Annotated in this window: 12 protein-coding genes; 2 read left to right on the top strand and 10 right to left on the bottom strand. The window is 73.5% G+C overall.

Annotated elements, in window-relative coordinates; translation table 11 throughout:
* Positions 1–26: 26 nt before the first annotated feature.
* The 4 genes from IE142_RS04035 to IE142_RS04020 all read right to left on the bottom strand — a co-directional run bounded on the left by IE142_RS04035 (position 27) and on the right by IE142_RS04020 (position 5,838).
* Positions 27–1,712, bottom strand: a complete 1,686-nt coding sequence (locus IE142_RS04035) for a glycosyltransferase family 2 protein (protein ID WP_191884384.1) — start codon at positions 1,710–1,712, stop codon at positions 27–29.
* Positions 1,709–3,916: a CDP-glycerol glycerophosphotransferase family protein gene (locus IE142_RS04030; RefSeq protein WP_191884383.1), complete on the bottom strand. Its 2,208-nt coding sequence runs from the start codon at positions 3,914–3,916 to the stop codon at positions 1,709–1,711. Before IE142_RS04030 ends, IE142_RS04035 begins: the two co-directional genes overlap by 4 nt.
* Positions 3,917–4,049: 133 nt before the next feature.
* Complete coding sequence (locus IE142_RS04025; RefSeq protein WP_191884382.1) at positions 4,050–4,907, bottom strand: ABC transporter ATP-binding protein; 858 nt, start codon at positions 4,905–4,907, stop codon at positions 4,050–4,052.
* Positions 4,900–5,838, bottom strand: a complete 939-nt coding sequence (locus tag IE142_RS04020; RefSeq protein ID WP_191884381.1) for an ABC transporter permease — start codon at positions 5,836–5,838, stop codon at positions 4,900–4,902. Before IE142_RS04020 ends, IE142_RS04025 begins: the two co-directional genes overlap by 8 nt.
* 167 nt (positions 5,839–6,005) lie before the next feature.
* Between IE142_RS04020 and IE142_RS04015 the strand changes: the two genes are divergently transcribed.
* Entirely contained in the window at positions 6,006–6,632 is a 627-nt protein-coding gene (locus IE142_RS04015; RefSeq protein ID WP_191884380.1) for a TetR/AcrR family transcriptional regulator, read from the top strand.
* Between the two features lie 310 nt (positions 6,633–6,942).
* On the opposite strand, the gene galE is transcribed toward IE142_RS04015, so the two are convergent.
* Together galE and IE142_RS04005 are read right to left on the bottom strand one after the other, a co-directional pair.
* Entirely contained in the window at positions 6,943–7,923 is a 981-nt protein-coding gene (galE, locus tag IE142_RS04010) for a UDP-glucose 4-epimerase GalE (RefSeq protein WP_191884379.1), read from the bottom strand.
* A 75-nt stretch (positions 7,924–7,998) separates the two neighbouring features.
* Complete coding sequence (locus tag IE142_RS04005; RefSeq protein ID WP_191884378.1) at positions 7,999–8,469, bottom strand: MarR family winged helix-turn-helix transcriptional regulator; 471 nt, start codon at positions 8,467–8,469, stop codon at positions 7,999–8,001.
* A 126-nt stretch (positions 8,470–8,595) separates the two neighbouring features.
* Here IE142_RS04005 and IE142_RS04000 point away from each other — a divergent pair, with 126 nt between their 5' ends.
* Positions 8,596–9,009, top strand: coding sequence for an organic hydroperoxide resistance protein (locus IE142_RS04000; protein WP_191884377.1), 414 nt, complete (start codon positions 8,596–8,598; stop codon positions 9,007–9,009).
* On the opposite strand, the gene IE142_RS03995 is transcribed toward IE142_RS04000, so the two are convergent.
* From IE142_RS03995 to IE142_RS03980, 4 genes are all read right to left on the bottom strand, one after another.
* Entirely contained in the window at positions 9,010–10,572 is a 1,563-nt protein-coding gene (locus tag IE142_RS03995) for a hypothetical protein (RefSeq protein ID WP_191884376.1), read from the bottom strand.
* Between the two features lie 101 nt (positions 10,573–10,673).
* Positions 10,674–11,984: a hypothetical protein gene (locus IE142_RS03990; RefSeq protein WP_191884375.1), complete on the bottom strand. Its 1,311-nt coding sequence runs from the start codon at positions 11,982–11,984 to the stop codon at positions 10,674–10,676.
* Positions 11,981–14,215 carry a bifunctional glycosyltransferase/CDP-glycerol:glycerophosphate glycerophosphotransferase gene (locus IE142_RS03985; RefSeq protein WP_191884374.1) on the bottom strand — a complete coding sequence of 745 codons (2,235 nt, stop codon included), beginning with the start codon at positions 14,213–14,215 and terminating at the stop codon, positions 11,981–11,983. Before IE142_RS03985 ends, IE142_RS03990 begins: the two co-directional genes overlap by 4 nt.
* Positions 14,216–14,222: 7 nt before the next feature.
* Positions 14,223–16,427, bottom strand: a complete 2,205-nt coding sequence (locus IE142_RS03980; protein ID WP_191884373.1) for a bifunctional glycosyltransferase/CDP-glycerol:glycerophosphate glycerophosphotransferase — start codon at positions 16,425–16,427, stop codon at positions 14,223–14,225.
* Positions 16,428–16,431: the final 4 nt, after the last annotated feature.

Here is a 16,431-nt window from a genome sequence, read left to right as displayed (position 1 = left end):
CGCTACGCAGCTGTGGCAGGCCGGCGTCAGCGCAGGACGCTCGCCGCCAGGCGGGCCGCGCGCCTCGCGCGGGGTGTGGCCAGGCGGCGCAGGGCCGGGCGGACGACGGACGCCGTGGCGCCCACCGGCTGCCAGCGGATCTGCAGGCGGCCCGGGTTGTGGCCCTCCGGTTCCACCGTGACCCGGTGGGGCAGGGCGCCCGAGCGGTAGGGAATCCGGGCGGCGAGAGGTGGGAAGGCGAGCGGGGCCAGGATGAGTCCCGTGTGGGTCCGGCCCTGGTGGCGGAGCCGGAGCACGGGGTGGCGGACGCCTTCGAACCCCTGGAGGGGGAGGCGGGCCGATGCCAGGTCCAGGCGTACGCGGCCCTCGAAGACGCCGGGGCGGACGGGCGAGAGGCGGAACGGGACCGTGAGTCGGCGACGGCCGGGGGAGAGGTGGAGGACGGCGCGCCGGTGGCCGACCGGGAGACGGAGGGCCGGGTCGTAGGTGCGGACGGCCAGGTCGACCGAGGCGCCGGGACCGCGCGCGATCTCCGTGATCTCATGTCGCAGCTGGGCACCGAAGAACGGGCGGGTGTCCAGGTCCAGCTCCGTCAGGTCCAGCTCTCGGCGGGCCTGTTCGGAGCGCGGGACCTCCTCGCCCCAGTAGGCGCGGCCGTCGGTCGCGTCCGGCGTGATCCGGCGCGGGGCCACGTCGTGGCCGAGGCCCCGGGCCGCGATCCGTACGTCGGACAGGCGGCCGTCGCGGACCAGCTGGAGCACCACCCGCTCGGCGCGGGGCAGGCGCGCGTAGGCGCCCGGGGCGAGCGTGTCGAGGTACGGGACCATGATGTCCGCGAAGGACGCGAGCCACGTCTCGTCCCGGTACGGGAGGTCACCGGCGTACATCCGGAAGTCGTGCTTGAGGAACTTGAAGTCCTTGTCCTCCCGCAGCGACTCGTGCCCGCTGTCGGCCAGGAAGGCGTCGATGAGGCGCTGCACGTGGACGCGGTCGCGGACGTTGGTCAGCTTGTGCCGCTGGTTGGAGATCGAGGCCGTCCCGGAGGCGGCGTACGGGGCGACGTACCAGCGGTAGACCGGCTCGGGGACGACGGTGAACGTCTTGGCCAGGCAGTACGCCTGCGCCGTGAAGAGCTGGTCCTCGTAGTGGATGCCCTCGGGGAAGCGCAGGTCGTGGCGGTCGAGGAAGGCGCGGGCGTACATCTTGCTGGTCGACAGGTGCTCGAAGAGCAGGCGCGGGTCGGCCTCGATGCCGTCGAGCGTGCGGCGTTCGGCGACCAGGTGCGGCATCCAGGTCGTACGGCGTCCGCCGTCCACGCGTACGCGGTGCACCGCGCCCATCGCGAAGTCCAGGTCGCGCTCGCGGTGGGCGGCGAGCAGCACCTCGACGGCGCGCTCGGGCAGTTCGTCGTCGCTGTCCAGGAACATCAGGTACGGGGCTCGGGCGATCTCCAGGGCACGGTTGCGCGGGGCGCTGCACCCGCCGCTGTTCTCGGCCAGCCGCAGGTACACGACACGGGGATCGCGGGCCGCCAGCTCGCGGGCCACCTCCTCGGTGGCGTCCGTCGAGTGGTCGTCGCTGATGACGACCTCGATGTTCGCGTGGGTCTGGCGCAGGACGGACGCCACCGCGCGGGGAAGGCGTTCGGCGTCGTTGTAGACGATGACCGTGACGGTGACGTCGGGGGTGTCCGTCGGCTGAGCGGTGCTCATGACGCCGTCGCCTCCTCGGGGCTCGGGGCCGGGGTGCGCTCCTCGATCGGCAGGATCGGAGGCAGCGTCCGTTCGTCCTCGCCGAGGAAGACCCGGCGCACGACGCGTTCGGCGGCGCGGCCGTCGTCGTACTCGCAGAACCTGCGGCGGAAGGCGGCCCGCGCCTTCGCCGCGCGGGCGTCGCGCCAGGCGTCGGTGGTGAGGATCTCCGTCAGTTCGGCCTGGTCGCGGGCGACCGGGCCCGGGGTCTCGGCCATCAGGTCGAAGTAGACGCCGCGGGTGGTGCGGTAGGTCTCCCAGTCGTCGGCGTGGATGACGATCGGGCGGTCCAGGTTGGCGTAGTCGAACATGATCGACGAGTAGTCGGTGACCAGCGCGTCGGCGGCCAGGCACAGGTCCTCGACGGGGTCGTAGGAGGAGACGTCGATGATCCGGCCGGTGCGGCGCAGGCCCGCCAGGGGTGAGGTGGCGTTCTCGTAGAAGTAGTGGGCGCGCACCAGGAGGACCGTGTCCTCACCGAGCCGTTCGGCGAGTGCGGCCAGGTCCAGGCGGGGGGTCCAGCCGGCCTCGTAGTCGCGGTGGGTGGGCGCGTACAGGATCGCCCGGTGGCCGGGCGCGATGCCGAGGCGTTCGCGGACCGCGCGGACCTCGGGGGCGCCGGCCGTGTAGAAGACGTCGTTGCGCGGATAGCCGTGGTCGAGGGAGACGTGCCGGGACGGGTACGCCCGCTGCCACATGCGGGTGGAGTGGCTGTTGGCGCTGACGCTGAAGTCCCACCGGTCCACCCGCTCCAGCAGCGCCTGGAAGTCCAGTCCCCGGGCGGCGGCGGGGTACGGCATCTGGTCCAGGCCCATGCGCTTGAGCGGGGTGCCGTGGTGGGTCTGGAGGTGAACCGTGCCGGGGCGTTTGACCACCGCGTCCGGGAAGTTGACGTTGTTGACTAGGTACTTGGCGCGGGCCAGCACCTCCCAGTAGCGGCGGCTGCCGGGGACGACGTGGTCGGTGCCGGGCGGCAGCAGGGCCGCGTTCGCCGCCGTGACCACCCACACCGGGTGCACGCTCGGGGCGAGTTCGGCGAGCTTGGCGGCTGTCGCGGCCGGGTTGCAGGCCACCCCGCGCGCCCAGTACGCCGAGAAGACGGCGAGATGCTGGTCGACCGGCTCGGCGAGCGCCCGGCGGTACTGGAGGGCGCGCAGCCGTGTCCCGGCCCGGTGCCGGGCGGTGCGCGCCGCCGACCGCGCGCGGAGGCGCGTGCGGTTGGCGACCTGCAGCGTGCGGTACCGGGCGCGGGCGTCCTGCTCCAGCAGCGACCGGCGTACGCCTTCGAGGCCGGTCCGGCGCCGGTGGCCCTCGGGGCGGTGCTGCCGGGCGGCCAGGGACGCCCGGTGGAAGAATTCCCGTGCGACGTCGTCCGGCATCCCGGCGCGGGCGTGGGCGCGCAGGCAGTCGCGGACCATCAGGTCGTACAGGACGGCGTGGACGGCGGGCCGGCCGGCGGACAGGTCGAGGAGCCGCTCGTAGCGCTCGATCAGGGCGTAGTGCCGGTCGGGCGTGACCGGCGGCAGGCTCTCGGCGCGCAGTCGCCGGTCCTCGTACGCCGGGTGGGGCAGGCAGGCGACGCGGTCGGCGAGCAGCAGGGCGGTGTACGCGGCGAACGGTTCGTCGTCGGTGGTGAGGAGCCGTTCGTTCGCCCGCCAGAATCCGGCGCGCACGGCGCGGTTGCCGAGCAGCCCGGTCACCGACAGCAGCGCCGCGTGGTCGTCGAGGGCGAGGCCGGCCCGGCCCGCGCGGGCGAGGCGGGGGCCGTCGGGGGAGGGCAGGCCGGAGGCCCGCCAGGTGCTGCGGACGTGGTCGAAGAGCAGGACGTCCACCGTGTCGGGGAGGTCCGCGGTGTGCTCGGCGACCGTGCGCGGGGCGCCGGCGGGCACGCCGTCCTTGGCGTGGACGAAGTGCAGCCACCGGCCCGCCGCGCGTGCCGCCCCCGCCGCGCGGGCCGCGGCGTCGCCCGCCCCGTCCGGGAGGGGGAGCACGGTGAACGCGGGGGTGTGCCGCTCGGCCGCCTCCCGCGCCCAGTCCCCGACGGCGGCGACGATCACCTCGACGCCGGTGAGGGGGTGGGCGTCGAGGGTGTCGAGGAGGGCGGGCAGGTGGTCCTGGACGTTGGCACCGTGGACGATGACGCTGAGGTCGGGGGTCTCGGACATCGCGGGGACTCCTTCGCCGTCGTCGCTCCCGGCACACTCCTGTTCGTTCGTCCGGCCATAGTTGCACTAATCGGGCAAAAGGGTTAACCGCAGGTGCGCCTCCCGGGGGAGGGGCGCGGCGCCCCGCAGGCGGTCAGGCGGCCGTCTTCGCCTTCGGGGCGGGCTTGGCCGCCCTGTCCGGGCCGCCGGTGAACTTCTCGTACTCCTTCAGGACCTCGTCCGTCGGCCCGTCCATGCGCAGCTCGCCGCGCTCCAGCCACAGCACCCGGTCGCAGGTGTCCCGGATCGACTTGTTGCTGTGGCTCACCAGGAACACCGTGCCGGCGTGCTTGCGCAGCTCCCGGATGCGTTCCTCGGACCTCTTCTGGAAGGAGCGGTCACCGGTGGCCAGGGCCTCGTCGACGAGGAGGACGTCGTGGTCCTTGGCGGCGGCGATGGAGAAGCGCAGCCGGGCCGCCATGCCGGAGGAGTACGTGCGCATCGGCAGGGTGATGAAATCGCCCTTGTCGTTGATCCCGGAGAAGTCGACGATCTCCTGGTACCGCTCCTTGATCTGCGCCCGGGACATGCCCATCGCCAGGCCGCCGAGGTGCACGTTGCGCTCACCGGTGAGGTCGTTCATCAGGGCCGCGTTGACGCCGAGGAGGGAGGGCTGGCCGTCGGTGTAGATGCGGCCGTTCTCGACGGGGAGCAGACCGGCGACCGCCTTCAGCAGCGTCGACTTGCCGGAACCGTTGGTGCCGATCAGGCCGATGGCCTCGCCCCGGTACGCCACGAAGGAGACGTTCTTCACAGCGTGCACCCGGCGTACGCCCGCCGCCTTCTCGGCCTTCTTCCGGCGCACGATGCGGTTGAGGGCGGCGGTCGCGGAGCCCCGGCCGGCGCCGGTGCCGTTGACCCGGTAGACGATGTCGACGCCGTCGGCGACGACGGTGGGGACGCGCTCGGCGGGGGTGCCGGCGGGGGTGTTGTCAGCGGGGGTGTCAGCCACGACCGTACGTCTCCTCGGCCTTCCAGAAGTAGATGAAACCGCCGACGCCGGCGACCAGCGCCCAGCCGAGCGCGAGCGCCCACACGTGGGGCGGCAGGTGGCTCGCGTCGAAGGTGTCGATCAGGGCGAAGCGCATCAGGTCGATGTAGACGACGGCGGGGTTGAGCTGGAGCACCGTGCCGACCCAGGAGGGCAGGCCGCTGTCCGGGCCGGTCATGTGGTCGATGCTGAACATGACGCCGGAGGCGTACATCCAGGTGCGCAGCAGGAACGGCATCAGCTGGGCCGCGTCGGGGATCTTGGCGCCCACCCGGGCCATGAACAGCGACACGCCCGCGTTGAACAGGAACTGCAGCACCAGTGCCGGCACCGCCAGCACCCAGGACGGGGCGGGCGGCACGCCGAAGGCGAGCAGGATGACGACGAGCGCGGCCATCGAGAACAGCAGTTGCTGGAGCTGCTGGAGGCAGAAGGAGACCGGCAGCGCGGCCCGCGGGAAGTGCAGGGCGCGCACGAGGCCGAGGTTGCCGGAGATGGCCTTGGTGCCCGCCATGATCGAGCTCTGCGTGAAGGTCCACACGAACACGCCGGTGACCAGGAACGGGACGAAGTCCTCCACGCCCCGGCTGGTGTTCATCAGCACGCCGAAGATGAAGTAGTACACCGCCGCGTTGAGCAGGGGCGTCATCACCTGCCAGACCTGGCCCAGCTTGGCCTGGCTGTACTGGGCGGTGAGCTTGGCGGTGGCGAAGGCGGTGATGAAGTGCCGGCGCGCCCAGAGTTGGCGGACGTACTCCGGCAGGGAGGGGCGGGCGCCGCTGACCGTCAGGCCGTGGCGGGCGGCGAGGGCCGCGAGGTCGTGTTCGTCGGCGAGGGAGGCCGGGGAGGCCGGGGCCGGTTTCGGAGGCGGTGTGTGGAGGACCTGGCTCACATCCGCTGCTTTCGCTCGGGGGAGGGGGAGGTGACGCCCGGCGTTCACCTGCGTGTCGAAGCACGTTCATTACGTCGGGACGGGACCGTATCGTCGTAACGTGAGCGTAGGGCGTCGCCGCGTCGGAACGCAACCGTTTCGTCGTTACGCCCCTATGCTTGGCTCGCATGACGACCCACGCCGACGAGCCGCAGCCGCGCCCGCGCCGCCGGGCACCCGCCGGGGCGGCGGTGCTCCGCGAGGACGTGACGGAGGCCATCCGGGCGGCGGTCTTCGAGGAACTGGCGGCGGTCGGCTACGCGCGGATGTCCATCGAGGGCATCGCGCGCCGCGCGGGGGTCGGCAAGACGGCCGTCTACCGGCGCTGGCGCTCCAAGCTGCACCTGGTCCTCGACATCGTCTCCGCGCTCGCCGTGCAGGGCCTGCCCGTGCCGGACACCGGGTCCCTGGAGGGCGACCTGCGGTTGCTGTACGAGGTGACGTCCCGGGCCCTGCGCCACCCGGTGGCCTCGCAGATCATCCCGGACCTGCAGGCCGAGGCCGCCCGCAATCCCGACATCGCCGAGGCCATGCGGAAGACCCTGAGGGAGGGGCAGGACGGCGTCGCCAGCAGGATCCTCGCGGCGGCGGCGGAACGCGGCGAGCTGGGCCCGGCCGTCGACACCGACCTCGCGCTCGACCTGATCTCGGGCCCGCTGTACTGGCGTTCGGTGGTCATCCGCAGCCCGAAGCTGCCGAAGGGGTACCTGGGAGCGCTGGCGCGGGCGACGGCGGAGGGGCTGAAGGCGCTCTAGGCGTGTCGACGCGGAGTACCCGAGGGCTGGTCGATCCACGTGATGCGCGTCGTGGCCGACGGCGACACCGTGGTCTCCGAGGTGGAGGTCCCCGCACAGGACGCTGGGTGTCCACCGGGTCGCGTCGCTGTGGACGGTGCGGGAGGCGGATCGCCGGCGGCCGGGAGTGCTGGACGCGGCCGGGCGCGGATCCCTCGCCGCAGTGGCGGGCCGCCCTGCGTTCAGCGGTTGTGAGCCGCACCCGGAACCGCGGGCGGCGCGGGGAAGCCCGCGGTCCCGGCGGCCCGGGTGACCGTCGGTGGTGCGCGCCTCAGTCCCGCGCGGCCTTCGGATGCAGCCGCACCCAGCCCGCCCACGCCGACGTGATCATGTCCTCGACGTCGTACTTGGCCTTCCAGCCCAGTTCCACGGCGGCGCGGTCGGACGAGGCGACCACGCGGGCCGGGTCGCCGGGGCGGCGCGGAGTGACCGTCGGGGGGTGGTCGTAGCCGGTGAGGGCGTTGATGCGGTCGATCATCTCGCGGACGGAGACGCCCTCGCCCCGGCCGATGTTGAGGGTGAGGGTGCGGCCGGGGGCGGACCCCAGGGCGCGGGCCGCGGCGACGTGGGCCTCGGCCAGGTCGACCACGTGGATGTAGTCGCGGACGCAGGTGCCGTCCGGCGTCGCGTAGTCGTCGCCGAAGATCCGGGGGGCCGCGGACTCGCTGAGCTTCTCGAAGACCATCGGGACGAGGTTGTGGACGCCGGTGTCGGCCAGCTCCGGGCTTGCCGCGCCCGCCACGTTGAAGTAGCGCAGGCAGGCCGTGGACAGCCCCGTCGCCCGGCCGGTCGCGCGGACCAGCCACTCACCGGCCAGCTTGGTCTCGCCGTACGGCGACATGGGCAGGCACGGCGTCTCCTCCGTCACCAGGTCCACGTCGGGCATGCCGTAAACGGCCGCGGAGGAGGAGAAGACGAAGGACGGGACCTCGGCGGCCGTAACCGCCTCCAGCAGAACGCGCAGACCCTCGACGTTCTCCCGGTAGTAGTCCAGCGGCAGCTGCACCGACTCGCCGACCTGCTTCTTCGCGGCGAGGTGCACCACACCGGTGACGGAGTGGTCGGCGAGGGCGCGGGCGACCCGTTCGCCGTCCAGGACCGAGCCCACCACCAGGGGGACGCCGTCGGGCACGCGCTCGGCGATTCCGGTGGACAGGTCGTCGTACACGACCGTCCGCTCGCCCGCCTCCGTCATCGCGCGTACGACGTGCGCCCCGATGTATCCGGCGCCGCCGGTGATCAGCCAGGTCATGTGCGGCCGTCCCCTCGTCAGTGGTCCTCGGTAGTCATGATCCGTCATCCCGGCGCCCGACGGGCCCCGCACCGGTCAGGACGCGGTGGAGGCCGCTTCGGTGCCGTACGTGTCCAGGGCCGCCGTGAGCCGGTCGAGGCGGGCGCGCAGGTCCTGGACCTCCGCGAGGTCCAGACCGGTCGCCGTCGCGACCCGGCGCGGCACCTCGGTGGCCCGCTCGCGCAGTGCCACGCCCTCCCCGGTCGGCCGCACCCGAACCGACCGCTCGTCACGCACGCTGCGCTCCCGCCGGACCAGACCGGCCGCCTCCAGCCGCTTGAGCAGGGGCGACAGCGTGCCGGAGTCGAGCCGCAGGTGCTCGCCGAGCTTCTTCACCGGCAGCTCCCCGTGCTCCCAGAGCACCAGCATCACCAGGTACTGCGGGTAGGTGAGCCCGAGGTCCTTGAGAACCACGCGGTAGACGCCGTTGAAGGCGCGCGAGGCCGCGTTCAGGGAGAAGCAGATCTGCTGGTCCAGGCGGAGCCAGTCCGTTGCGGGCGTGGTCATGCCTCCAGGGTAGCCGACGGGTATTGCGCACCATTTAGTTGTGCACAACTTAATTGCGTGCTCTACTAGTGGGTGTCAGGCGTCGCCGAGACGCTTCTCAGATCTTCAGTGAGGGACGGTTCACCCATGGACGCGCTCTACACCGCCGCCGCCACCGCCACCCACGGCCGCGACGGCCGCACCGTCAGCTCCGACGGCACGCTCGACCTCGCGCTCGGCATCCCCGTCGAGATGGGCGGCAGCGGTCAGGGCACCAACCCCGAGCAACTGTTCGCCGCCGGGTACGCCGCCTGCTTCGGCAGCGCCCTCGGCCTCGTCGGCCGGCAGGCGAAGGTAGACGTCGGCGACGCCGCGGTGACCGCCGAGGTCGGCATCGGCAAGCAGGGCGAGGGCTTCGCGCTCGCCGTCACGCTGCGCGTCGAGCTGCCCGAGGGCGTGGACGAGGAGACCGGCCGCAAGCTGGTCGAGCAGGCCCACCAGGTCTGCCCCTACTCCAACGCGACCCGCGGCAACATCCCGGTAGACCTCGTCATCGAGTAGTCACCTCCCGGCCGGGACCCGCGCCAGCACCTCTCCCGTCCGCTCGCTCCACGCCACCACCACCGCCTCTTCGGGCACCGGCTGCCAGCGCGTCAGCAGCAGCCAGCGGACGTGGTAGCGGCGGACGACGGCGGCGCGCTCGGCACGGGTCGAGCCGGGCTCGAGGTACGCCTCGACGTCGGCCGCCCGTCGCACGCGCTCCCGCTCGTCCAGCGACGGGTCCGGCCAGGCGGGCGCCGCCAGGTTCGGCCCGTACCCGGCGATGGCGTGACCGGCGAAGTAGCCGTCGGTGATCACGACCTCGCCGGGGCCGATGTGCCGCGCCGCCCACTCGTACGTCGGCCAGTGCGGTGGCTGCTCGAAGCCGACCGGGTCCAGCGCCCGCGGCACCACCGCCCCCGCCTGGACGGTGAGGAAACCCAGCAGCGCCCCCGCGGCCGCCGCCCACCCCAGCGCCCCGCGCCGCCACCCCCACGGCCGGGGCGCCGCCAACTCCACCGCCAGGGCGAACTGCAACGGCACCAGCGTCAGCCCGAGGATCCGGCCGTAGGTGTAGTGGCCGCTGAACCAGCCGTACGCCACCACGGCGCAGTCCAGCGCGAACATCAGCACCAGCGGATCACGCGCCGACGCCCGCCCGCGCAGCCACAGCGCCGGCAGCCCGAGCAGCGCCAGCCAGAACTCCCCGGGCAGGTCCAGGTACAGGACCCGGTGCATCCCGTCCACGCTCTCGTCGCCGGCCAGCGCGAACACGTCGAAGTACGGCCACAGTGCCGCCGAGGCCGTCGCCACGCCGCCCGTCAGCGCCCACCGCCCGACGACCGGCCCCCGCCACCCCCGCTGCCATCCGGCCACCAGCGCCACCGCGCCCAGCGCCGCCGCCACCGCCGTGATCGGGTGGACGAGGAGGATCAGCCCGTACAGGAGGCCGAGCCCCGCGTACCCGGGCAGGCCGTGCAGCCCGCTCGGCCCCACGTAGCGCACCCGGCGCGCGTCCCGGGCCCGCGCGCCCGTCAGGGCCCAGGCCCAGAAGGTGAGTCCGATCGCGAACGCCGACGGGTAGCCGAGGTTGCCCGTCATCGACATCAGTCCGAGGTAGCCGCTCCACCAGGCCCGCTCGGTGCCCCACAGCAGCGTCATCGCCCCCAGAGCCAGCACCGGCGCCCACGGACGCGGGCTCAGCACCCGCACGAAGCGGCCGAGGCCGGTCAGCAGCACCAGCAGGTTCAGCGGCCCGGCGAGCCGCACCACCTCCCAGCCGCCCAGCCCGGTCAGCCGGGCGAACAGACCCTGCGCGACGGCGTACGGCGAGTAGTAGGCGCTGCCCTCGCCCGGCAGGTCGGCCATCGGGTGGCGGGGGTGGAGCAGATCCGCCTTCAGGCGCTCGACGACGGCCGCGTGCTGGCCGGCGTCGCAGCACAGCGGCACCGCCCAGTACGCCAGCGTCATCAGGAGGAAGAACAGGAAGCCGACGGCCTGGTACGGGGTGGGGCGCCAGGACCGGCCGCCGCGAAGCGCCGTCGCACCGCGCACGGGCCGCCGGACGAGGGCACCGGCGCTCACGGGACGGACGAAGGGTGGAACATTTGGGGCATTTGCCGTATGTTCCCGGCAGTCCCTCCGAAGTCAACGACGTGACTTCACGTCACCGCATTGAGTGACTGTCAGTCGGCCGCGCGCGCCCGTTCGGCCTGCCCCTGCCCCTGCCCCTGCCCCTGCCCCTGCTCCTGCACCGGCAGCGCCACCCGGCCGCCCCGCACCGCCGGCTCCAGCAGCAGCGGAACGCCCACCACCGGCAGCAGCCACGCCAGCACGATCAGCCGCTCGCCCCAGATGTCGATGTCCGGATGCCCCGCCTGCGTCAGGACGCCCGTGAACGCCACCGCGACCAGGAAGACCCCGACCGTGCCACCGCGCCGCAGCGCGCCCCACGCCCCGGCGGCGAGGGCCGCGACGAACAGCGGCTCCCACGCCTGCCGGCGCAGCCACTCCACCCAGAAGTTGCCCTGCAACTGCCAGAACTCGGGCCACGGGTCCTTCCGGTCCGGCCGGGCGAAATGGCCGGTCAGCAGGTCCTGGAGGCTGTCGGACACGGACGGGTAGCGCAGCAGTCCCGACAGGAGCATCGTCACGGCGGCACCGGCGAGCCCGACGGCCGCGAGCGCGAGCACGTCCCGGCCCGGCGGGCGGCCCCGCCGGCACCGTCGCAGCGCGATCAGCGCACCCGCCGCCGCCAGGCACACCCCGAGGAACAGGGCCTGGGAATGCTTCACCGCGAACAGCGCCAGCAGCGACCCGCCGACCAGCGCGTACCCGGCCCGCCGCCGCCCCTCCCGCAGCACCAGCGCGCACCCCCACACCGCCGCCAGCGACAGCGCCATCAGCAGGCCCTCGGTCATCGGGCGCATGGCCGTCGTCCCGCAGGGCAGCACGTAGTACAGCGCCTGCCCGGTCAGCGCGAGCGGCACCGGTACGGACAGGGTGCGCAGGATCAGGAAGACCAGGGCGCCGCCGGCGCAGGCGATGACGACGCCCGCCGCCCACAGCCCCCACGTCACCCCGAGCAGCGTGACGAACGGCACCAGGAACAGCGGGTAGCCGGGACGCGCCTCGAAGATGCGCATGAAGCGTTCCGTCATGTACGGCACGGTGTGCCCGCCGGTCTGCCCGGCCGCCAGCCGCGGCTCCACCTGCCGCCACTCCCGCTCCCGGCACTCGTCCATGACCCGGTCGGTGGGGTCGGGGCGGTGGAAGCGGACCACGTGGACGCTCTGGTCACGGCGGGCCGTCGACGCCTTGCTCGCGCACACGTAGTCGATGGTGGCCGCCGCCACCCCGCGCTTGCTCTCACCGGTCAGGCTCAGGGCGTACGACAGGTAGTTCTTGGTGTCGGGGGTGTCCCGGCCGGTGACGTTCGCGAGCTGGAGCAGGGCGAACACCGCGGCCAGGAGCAGCACCCAGGTGCGCGGCCTCACGGCGAGGCCAGCAGGTCGCGGCCGGTGGCGTCCGGGACGGTCCGGGCGCCCGGCACGCCGCCGGGCTCCGGCATCGGCTCGCCGAGCAGCAGCGTCCGCACCACCCGCTCGGCGGCCCGGCCGTCCTCGTACTCGCAGAACCGGGCCCGGAACGCGGACCTGAGCCGGGCCGCCTCCTCGTCCCGCCACGTCCCGGAGGCCAGCAGCCACGCCAGCTCCCGGTAGGAGCGCGAGACGTGGCCCGGTGCCTCGGCGGTGATGTCGAAGTAGGCGCCGCGACTCGCCGTGTAGGCGGCCCAGTCGTCCGCGTGGACCAGGACCGGCCGGTCCAGGAGGACGTAGTCGAACATCAGCGCCGAGTAGTCGGTGATCAGCAGGTCGGAGGCGAGCATCAGGTCCTCGACGTGCGGCTCGTCGGTCGCGTCGATCAGCACGCCCCGCCGGTGCAGCTCCGACAGGCCCAGGCCGCGCGCCGGTCCGTCGGCCAGGGACGGGTGCAGCCGCACCACCAGGGTGTGGCCGTCGCCGAGGTCGGCGGCGAGCCGGGCCAGGTCGATCCGCTCCACGTACCCGCCCCGCCGGTACTCGCGGCGGGTCGGCGCGTACAGCACCACGGTGTTCCCGTCGGGGACGCCGAGCCGCTCGCGCGTGGGGCGGCCCGCCTCCGGCCCGGCGTTCACCAGCACGTCGTTGCGCGGGCTGCCGGTACGCGCGGACGTGAAGTGGCAGGGGTACGCCCGTTCCCACATCCGTTCCGCGTACCGGCCCGCGACCAGGCTGTGGTCCCAGCGGTCGGCCCGGCGCAGCATCTGCGGCACGTCCAGGCCGTGCCGGGCGCCGGGCCGGCCCAGCAGGTCGGCGCCCATGTACTTGAGCGGGGTGCCCTGGTGGGTGTGGATGTGGACGCTGTCCGGCCGCTTGGGCACCGCGTAGGGCCAGTTGACGTTGTTGACGAGGAACGCGGCCCGCTCCACCGCCCGGTGGTAGTCCGCGCTGCCGAGGATCACGTGCTCGGTGTCCGGCGGCAGCGCCGCCGCCTCCTCCTCGCCGCGGACCACCCACACGCCGCGCAGGTGCGGGGCGATCTCGCGGGCCTTGCGGTGGATCGCCGCGGGATCGCCCAGCACGCCCCGGTGGGAGAACGCCGAGTACACGACGAGGTCGGGATCGACTTGGCGGCGCGTGCGCACCGCGGTCCGCACCCGGCCCAGGCGCCCGGCGACCGACCCGCTCGCCTGCCGTGCCCGCCGCTCCAGCTCCCGGCCCGCCCGGCCCGACTCCCGCCGCAGCCGGTAGGCCGGGTACCCGAGGACCCCGCGCTCCAGCACGCGCAGCTCGGCCGGGATCTCCGCGCCCCGCGGCCGGTACGCCCGGAACAGCTCGGCGGTGCGGCGGAAGAACTCCGCCTTGTCCGAGGGCGGCAGCCGGTCCGGCTTGGACAGGATGTCCAGGCAGTGCTCACCCATCTTGGTGTGCAGGAACGGCCGCCAGCGGGCCGCCAGTTCGGGCCGGTCGTCGAGGAACGCGAAGACCCGCTCGTACTGCGCGTGCACGTCGAAGTGCTTGCGGCCGGTGGTGGACAGGATGTTGCCCTGGCGGCGCTGCCGGTAGTTCAGGCAGATGCGGTCCAGCGTGGCGATCCGCCCGGCGGCGAACATCACCGGGAAGGTCCACGGCGTGTCCTCGTAGTAGCCCGGCGGGAAGGTGAAGCCCTCCCGCTCCACGAAGTTGCGCCGGTAGACCTTGTTCCACACCACCATCAGCAGGTCGAGGATCTCGGGGCGCTCGGCGGCGGTGAAGGTCTCGTCGGTCTGAGCGAGCACCTGGGCGAGGACGTTGCGCCGGGTGCCGCCCCACCAGTAGGTGCGCGCGTAGTCGAAGACCAGGACGTCCGGGTCGTCCGCCTCCGCGAGCCGGTCGGCCATCGCGCGCAGGGCGCCAGGGGTGAGGGTGTCGTCGCTGTCGAGGAAGAAGAGGTAGTCGCCGGTGGCGTGCGGCAGTCCCGCGTTGCGGGCCCGGCCGAGGCCGACGTTCTCGTCCAGGTGCAGCACGCGCACCCGCTCGTCGAGGGCGGCGTACTCGTCGAGGATCGCGCCGCAGTCGTCCGGGGAGCAGTCGTCCACGGCGACGACCTCGATGTCCCGGTACGACTGGTCCAGGACCGAGTCCAGACACTCGCGCAGGAAACCCTGCACCTTGAAGCAGGGGATGATGACGCTGAAGCGGGGCACGGCGGGATCAGCTCCTCACGAGGGTGGCGGCGGGGGCCGGGACGCGCTCGGCGAGCGGGACCACGGGCGGCAGGGTCTCGGGCGGTTCGCCGAGCAGCACCCGGCGCACCACGCGCTCGGCGGCCCGGCCGTCGTCGAACTCGCAGAACCGCTCGCGGAAGGCAGCCCGCAGCGCCGCCGACTCCGGGCCCGCGTACGAGCCGTCGCGGAAGACGTGGGCCAGTTCCTCCGGCGTCCGAGCCACCGGCCCGGGCGGGGCCGCCATCAGGTCGAAGTAGACGCCGCGGGTCTCCCGGTAGACGTCCCAGTCGTCGGCGTACACGACGATGGGGCGGTCCAGGTTGGCGTAGTCGAACATGATCGACGAGTAGTCGGTGACCAGCGCGTCGGCGGCCAGACACACGTCCTCGGCCGAGCGGTGCCCGGTCACGTCGATGATCCGGCCGCTGCTCCTCCTGCCGCCCCGGTCGTAGAAGTAGTGGGCGCGCAGCAGCACCACCACGTCCTCGCCGGCCGCCTCGCAGAACGCCTCCGGGTCCAGGGCGCCCGTACCGAACCCTGCCTCCCAGTCGCGGTGCGTGGGCGCGTACAGGACGGCCGTCTTTCCCTCGGGGACGCCGAGTTCGCGCCGCACGCGGGCGACGTCGTCGGCGGTCGCCGTGACGTAGACGTCGTTGCGCGGGTAGCCGTACTCCAACTGCTCGTAGGACCCCGGGTAGGCGCGCTCCCACATCCGGGTGGAGTGCCGGTTGGCGGAGAGGTTGAAGTCCCAGCGGTCCACGCGGCCCAGCAGCTTGGTGAAGCTGCCGCTCGCGGCCGCCACCACCGGATACGTGGACTGGTCGACGCCCATGGTCTTCAGCGGGGTGCCGTGCTGGGTCTGCAGGTGGACGCTGCCGGGGCGCTTGACAATGCCCTCGGCGAAGTTGGCGTTGTTGACCAGGTACTTGGCGCGGGCCAGCACCTCCCAGTAGCGCCGGCTGCCGATGACGGCGTGGTCGACGTCCTCGGGCACGGTGTGCGCCTGGTCCGGCTCGACCAGGAACACCGAGCGCAGGTGCGGGGCGAGTTCGCGGGCCCTGGCGTGGATCGCCGCCGGGTTGCAGGCGTAACCGCGGCCCCAGTACGCGCAGTACACGACCAGGTTCGGGTCCAGCGGGCGGCGCAGGTGGCGGTGGTAGTGCAGGCGGGTGCGCAGCCCGTGCGGGCGCGGCAGGCGCCGCAGGACGCCGACGGCCGCCCGGTTGGCGGCGCGCAGGGCGCGGAAGCCGGCGTAGGACCCGGACGCCAGCAGGCGGTGCTGCACGCCCAGCCGGCCGCCGGGCGCCCGGAAACCGGCCGGGCGGTGGCGGCGGTAGAGGCGGCTCGCCCGGCGGTAGAAGGCCCGGCGCTCCGGGCGGGGCAGGCGCCGCGGATGGGTGGCGGTCTTCAGGATCGCGGCGAAGAGCTGCTCGAACAGCGGCCCCCGCCGCTCCTCCGGCAGCCCCCGCTCGGCGGCGTGCGCGAGCGCCAGTTCCGCCTGGTCCAGGAGCTCCGCGTGGTGCCCGCCGGGCAGGTTCAGCCGGTTGCCCTGCCGCCGCACCAGATGCCGTACGACGACGGAGCGCAGCACCGTCACGCGCTCGGCGCGCGCCGCGACCAGGGCGCCGAAGCCGATGTCGGTGAAGTGCCCGTCGGGGAAGGCGAGCCGCCGTTCGGTCAGGAAGGTGCGGCGGTAGACAGCGCTCCACGCGGGCAGGTGCACGCCGGTCAGGTGCGGGGCGCGCTCGGGGGTGAAGGCGCCGTCCGGGGCCTTCGCCAGCAGAGGGGCGGCCGGGTTGGCCGGTTCACCCTCCCACCAGGGCACCCGCTCGTGCTCGAAGTGCAGGACGTCCACGCCGCCGGTGTCCGCCAGCCGCCCGTCCAGCGCCGCCAGCGCGCCCGGGACGAGGACGTCGTCGCCGTCGAGGAACAGCAGGTACGCGCCGGTCGCCGCCCGCATCCCGGCGTTGCGCGCCCCGGCCAGGCCGGCCGCCGGCGGCGAGTGCACCGGCGTCACCCGGGAGTCCCGCTCGGCGCGCTCCTCGACGACGTCCGCCGCGGCGCGGTCCGCGGTATCACCCACCGGGATCAGCTCGAAGTCGCCGAAGGACTGGGCGAGTACCGAATCCAGCGCCTGGGAGAGCCGCCCCGCGACCCCATGGGACGGGACGATGATGCTGAAGCGGGGCATGCTG

The organism is Streptomyces mutabilis, assembly GCF_014649815.1.
Taxonomy (GTDB): domain Bacteria; phylum Actinomycetota; class Actinomycetes; order Streptomycetales; family Streptomycetaceae; genus Streptomyces; species Streptomyces mutabilis.
Note: the sequence above shows the minus strand (reverse complement) of the source record. Positions and strands in the feature narration are given on the sequence as shown.

Coding starts and splice junctions, on each gene's coding strand:
- IE142_RS04035 (WP_191884384.1), bottom strand. CDS start 1,712: ATGAGCACCGCTCAGCCGACGGACACCCCCGACGTCACCGTCACGGTC.
- IE142_RS04030 (WP_191884383.1), bottom strand. CDS start 3,916: ATGTCCGAGACCCCCGACCTCAGCGTCATCGTCCACGGTGCCAACGTC.
- IE142_RS04015 (WP_191884380.1), top strand. CDS start 6,006: ATGACGACCCACGCCGACGAGCCGCAGCCGCGCCCGCGCCGCCGGGCA.
- galE (WP_191884379.1), bottom strand. CDS start 7,923: ATGACCTGGCTGATCACCGGCGGCGCCGGATACATCGGGGCGCACGTC.
- IE142_RS04005 (WP_191884378.1), bottom strand. CDS start 8,469: ATGACCACGCCCGCAACGGACTGGCTCCGCCTGGACCAGCAGATCTGC.
- IE142_RS04000 (WP_191884377.1), top strand. CDS start 8,596: ATGGACGCGCTCTACACCGCCGCCGCCACCGCCACCCACGGCCGCGAC.
- IE142_RS03980 (WP_191884373.1), bottom strand. CDS start 16,427: ATGCCCCGCTTCAGCATCATCGTCCCGTCCCATGGGGTCGCGGGGCGG.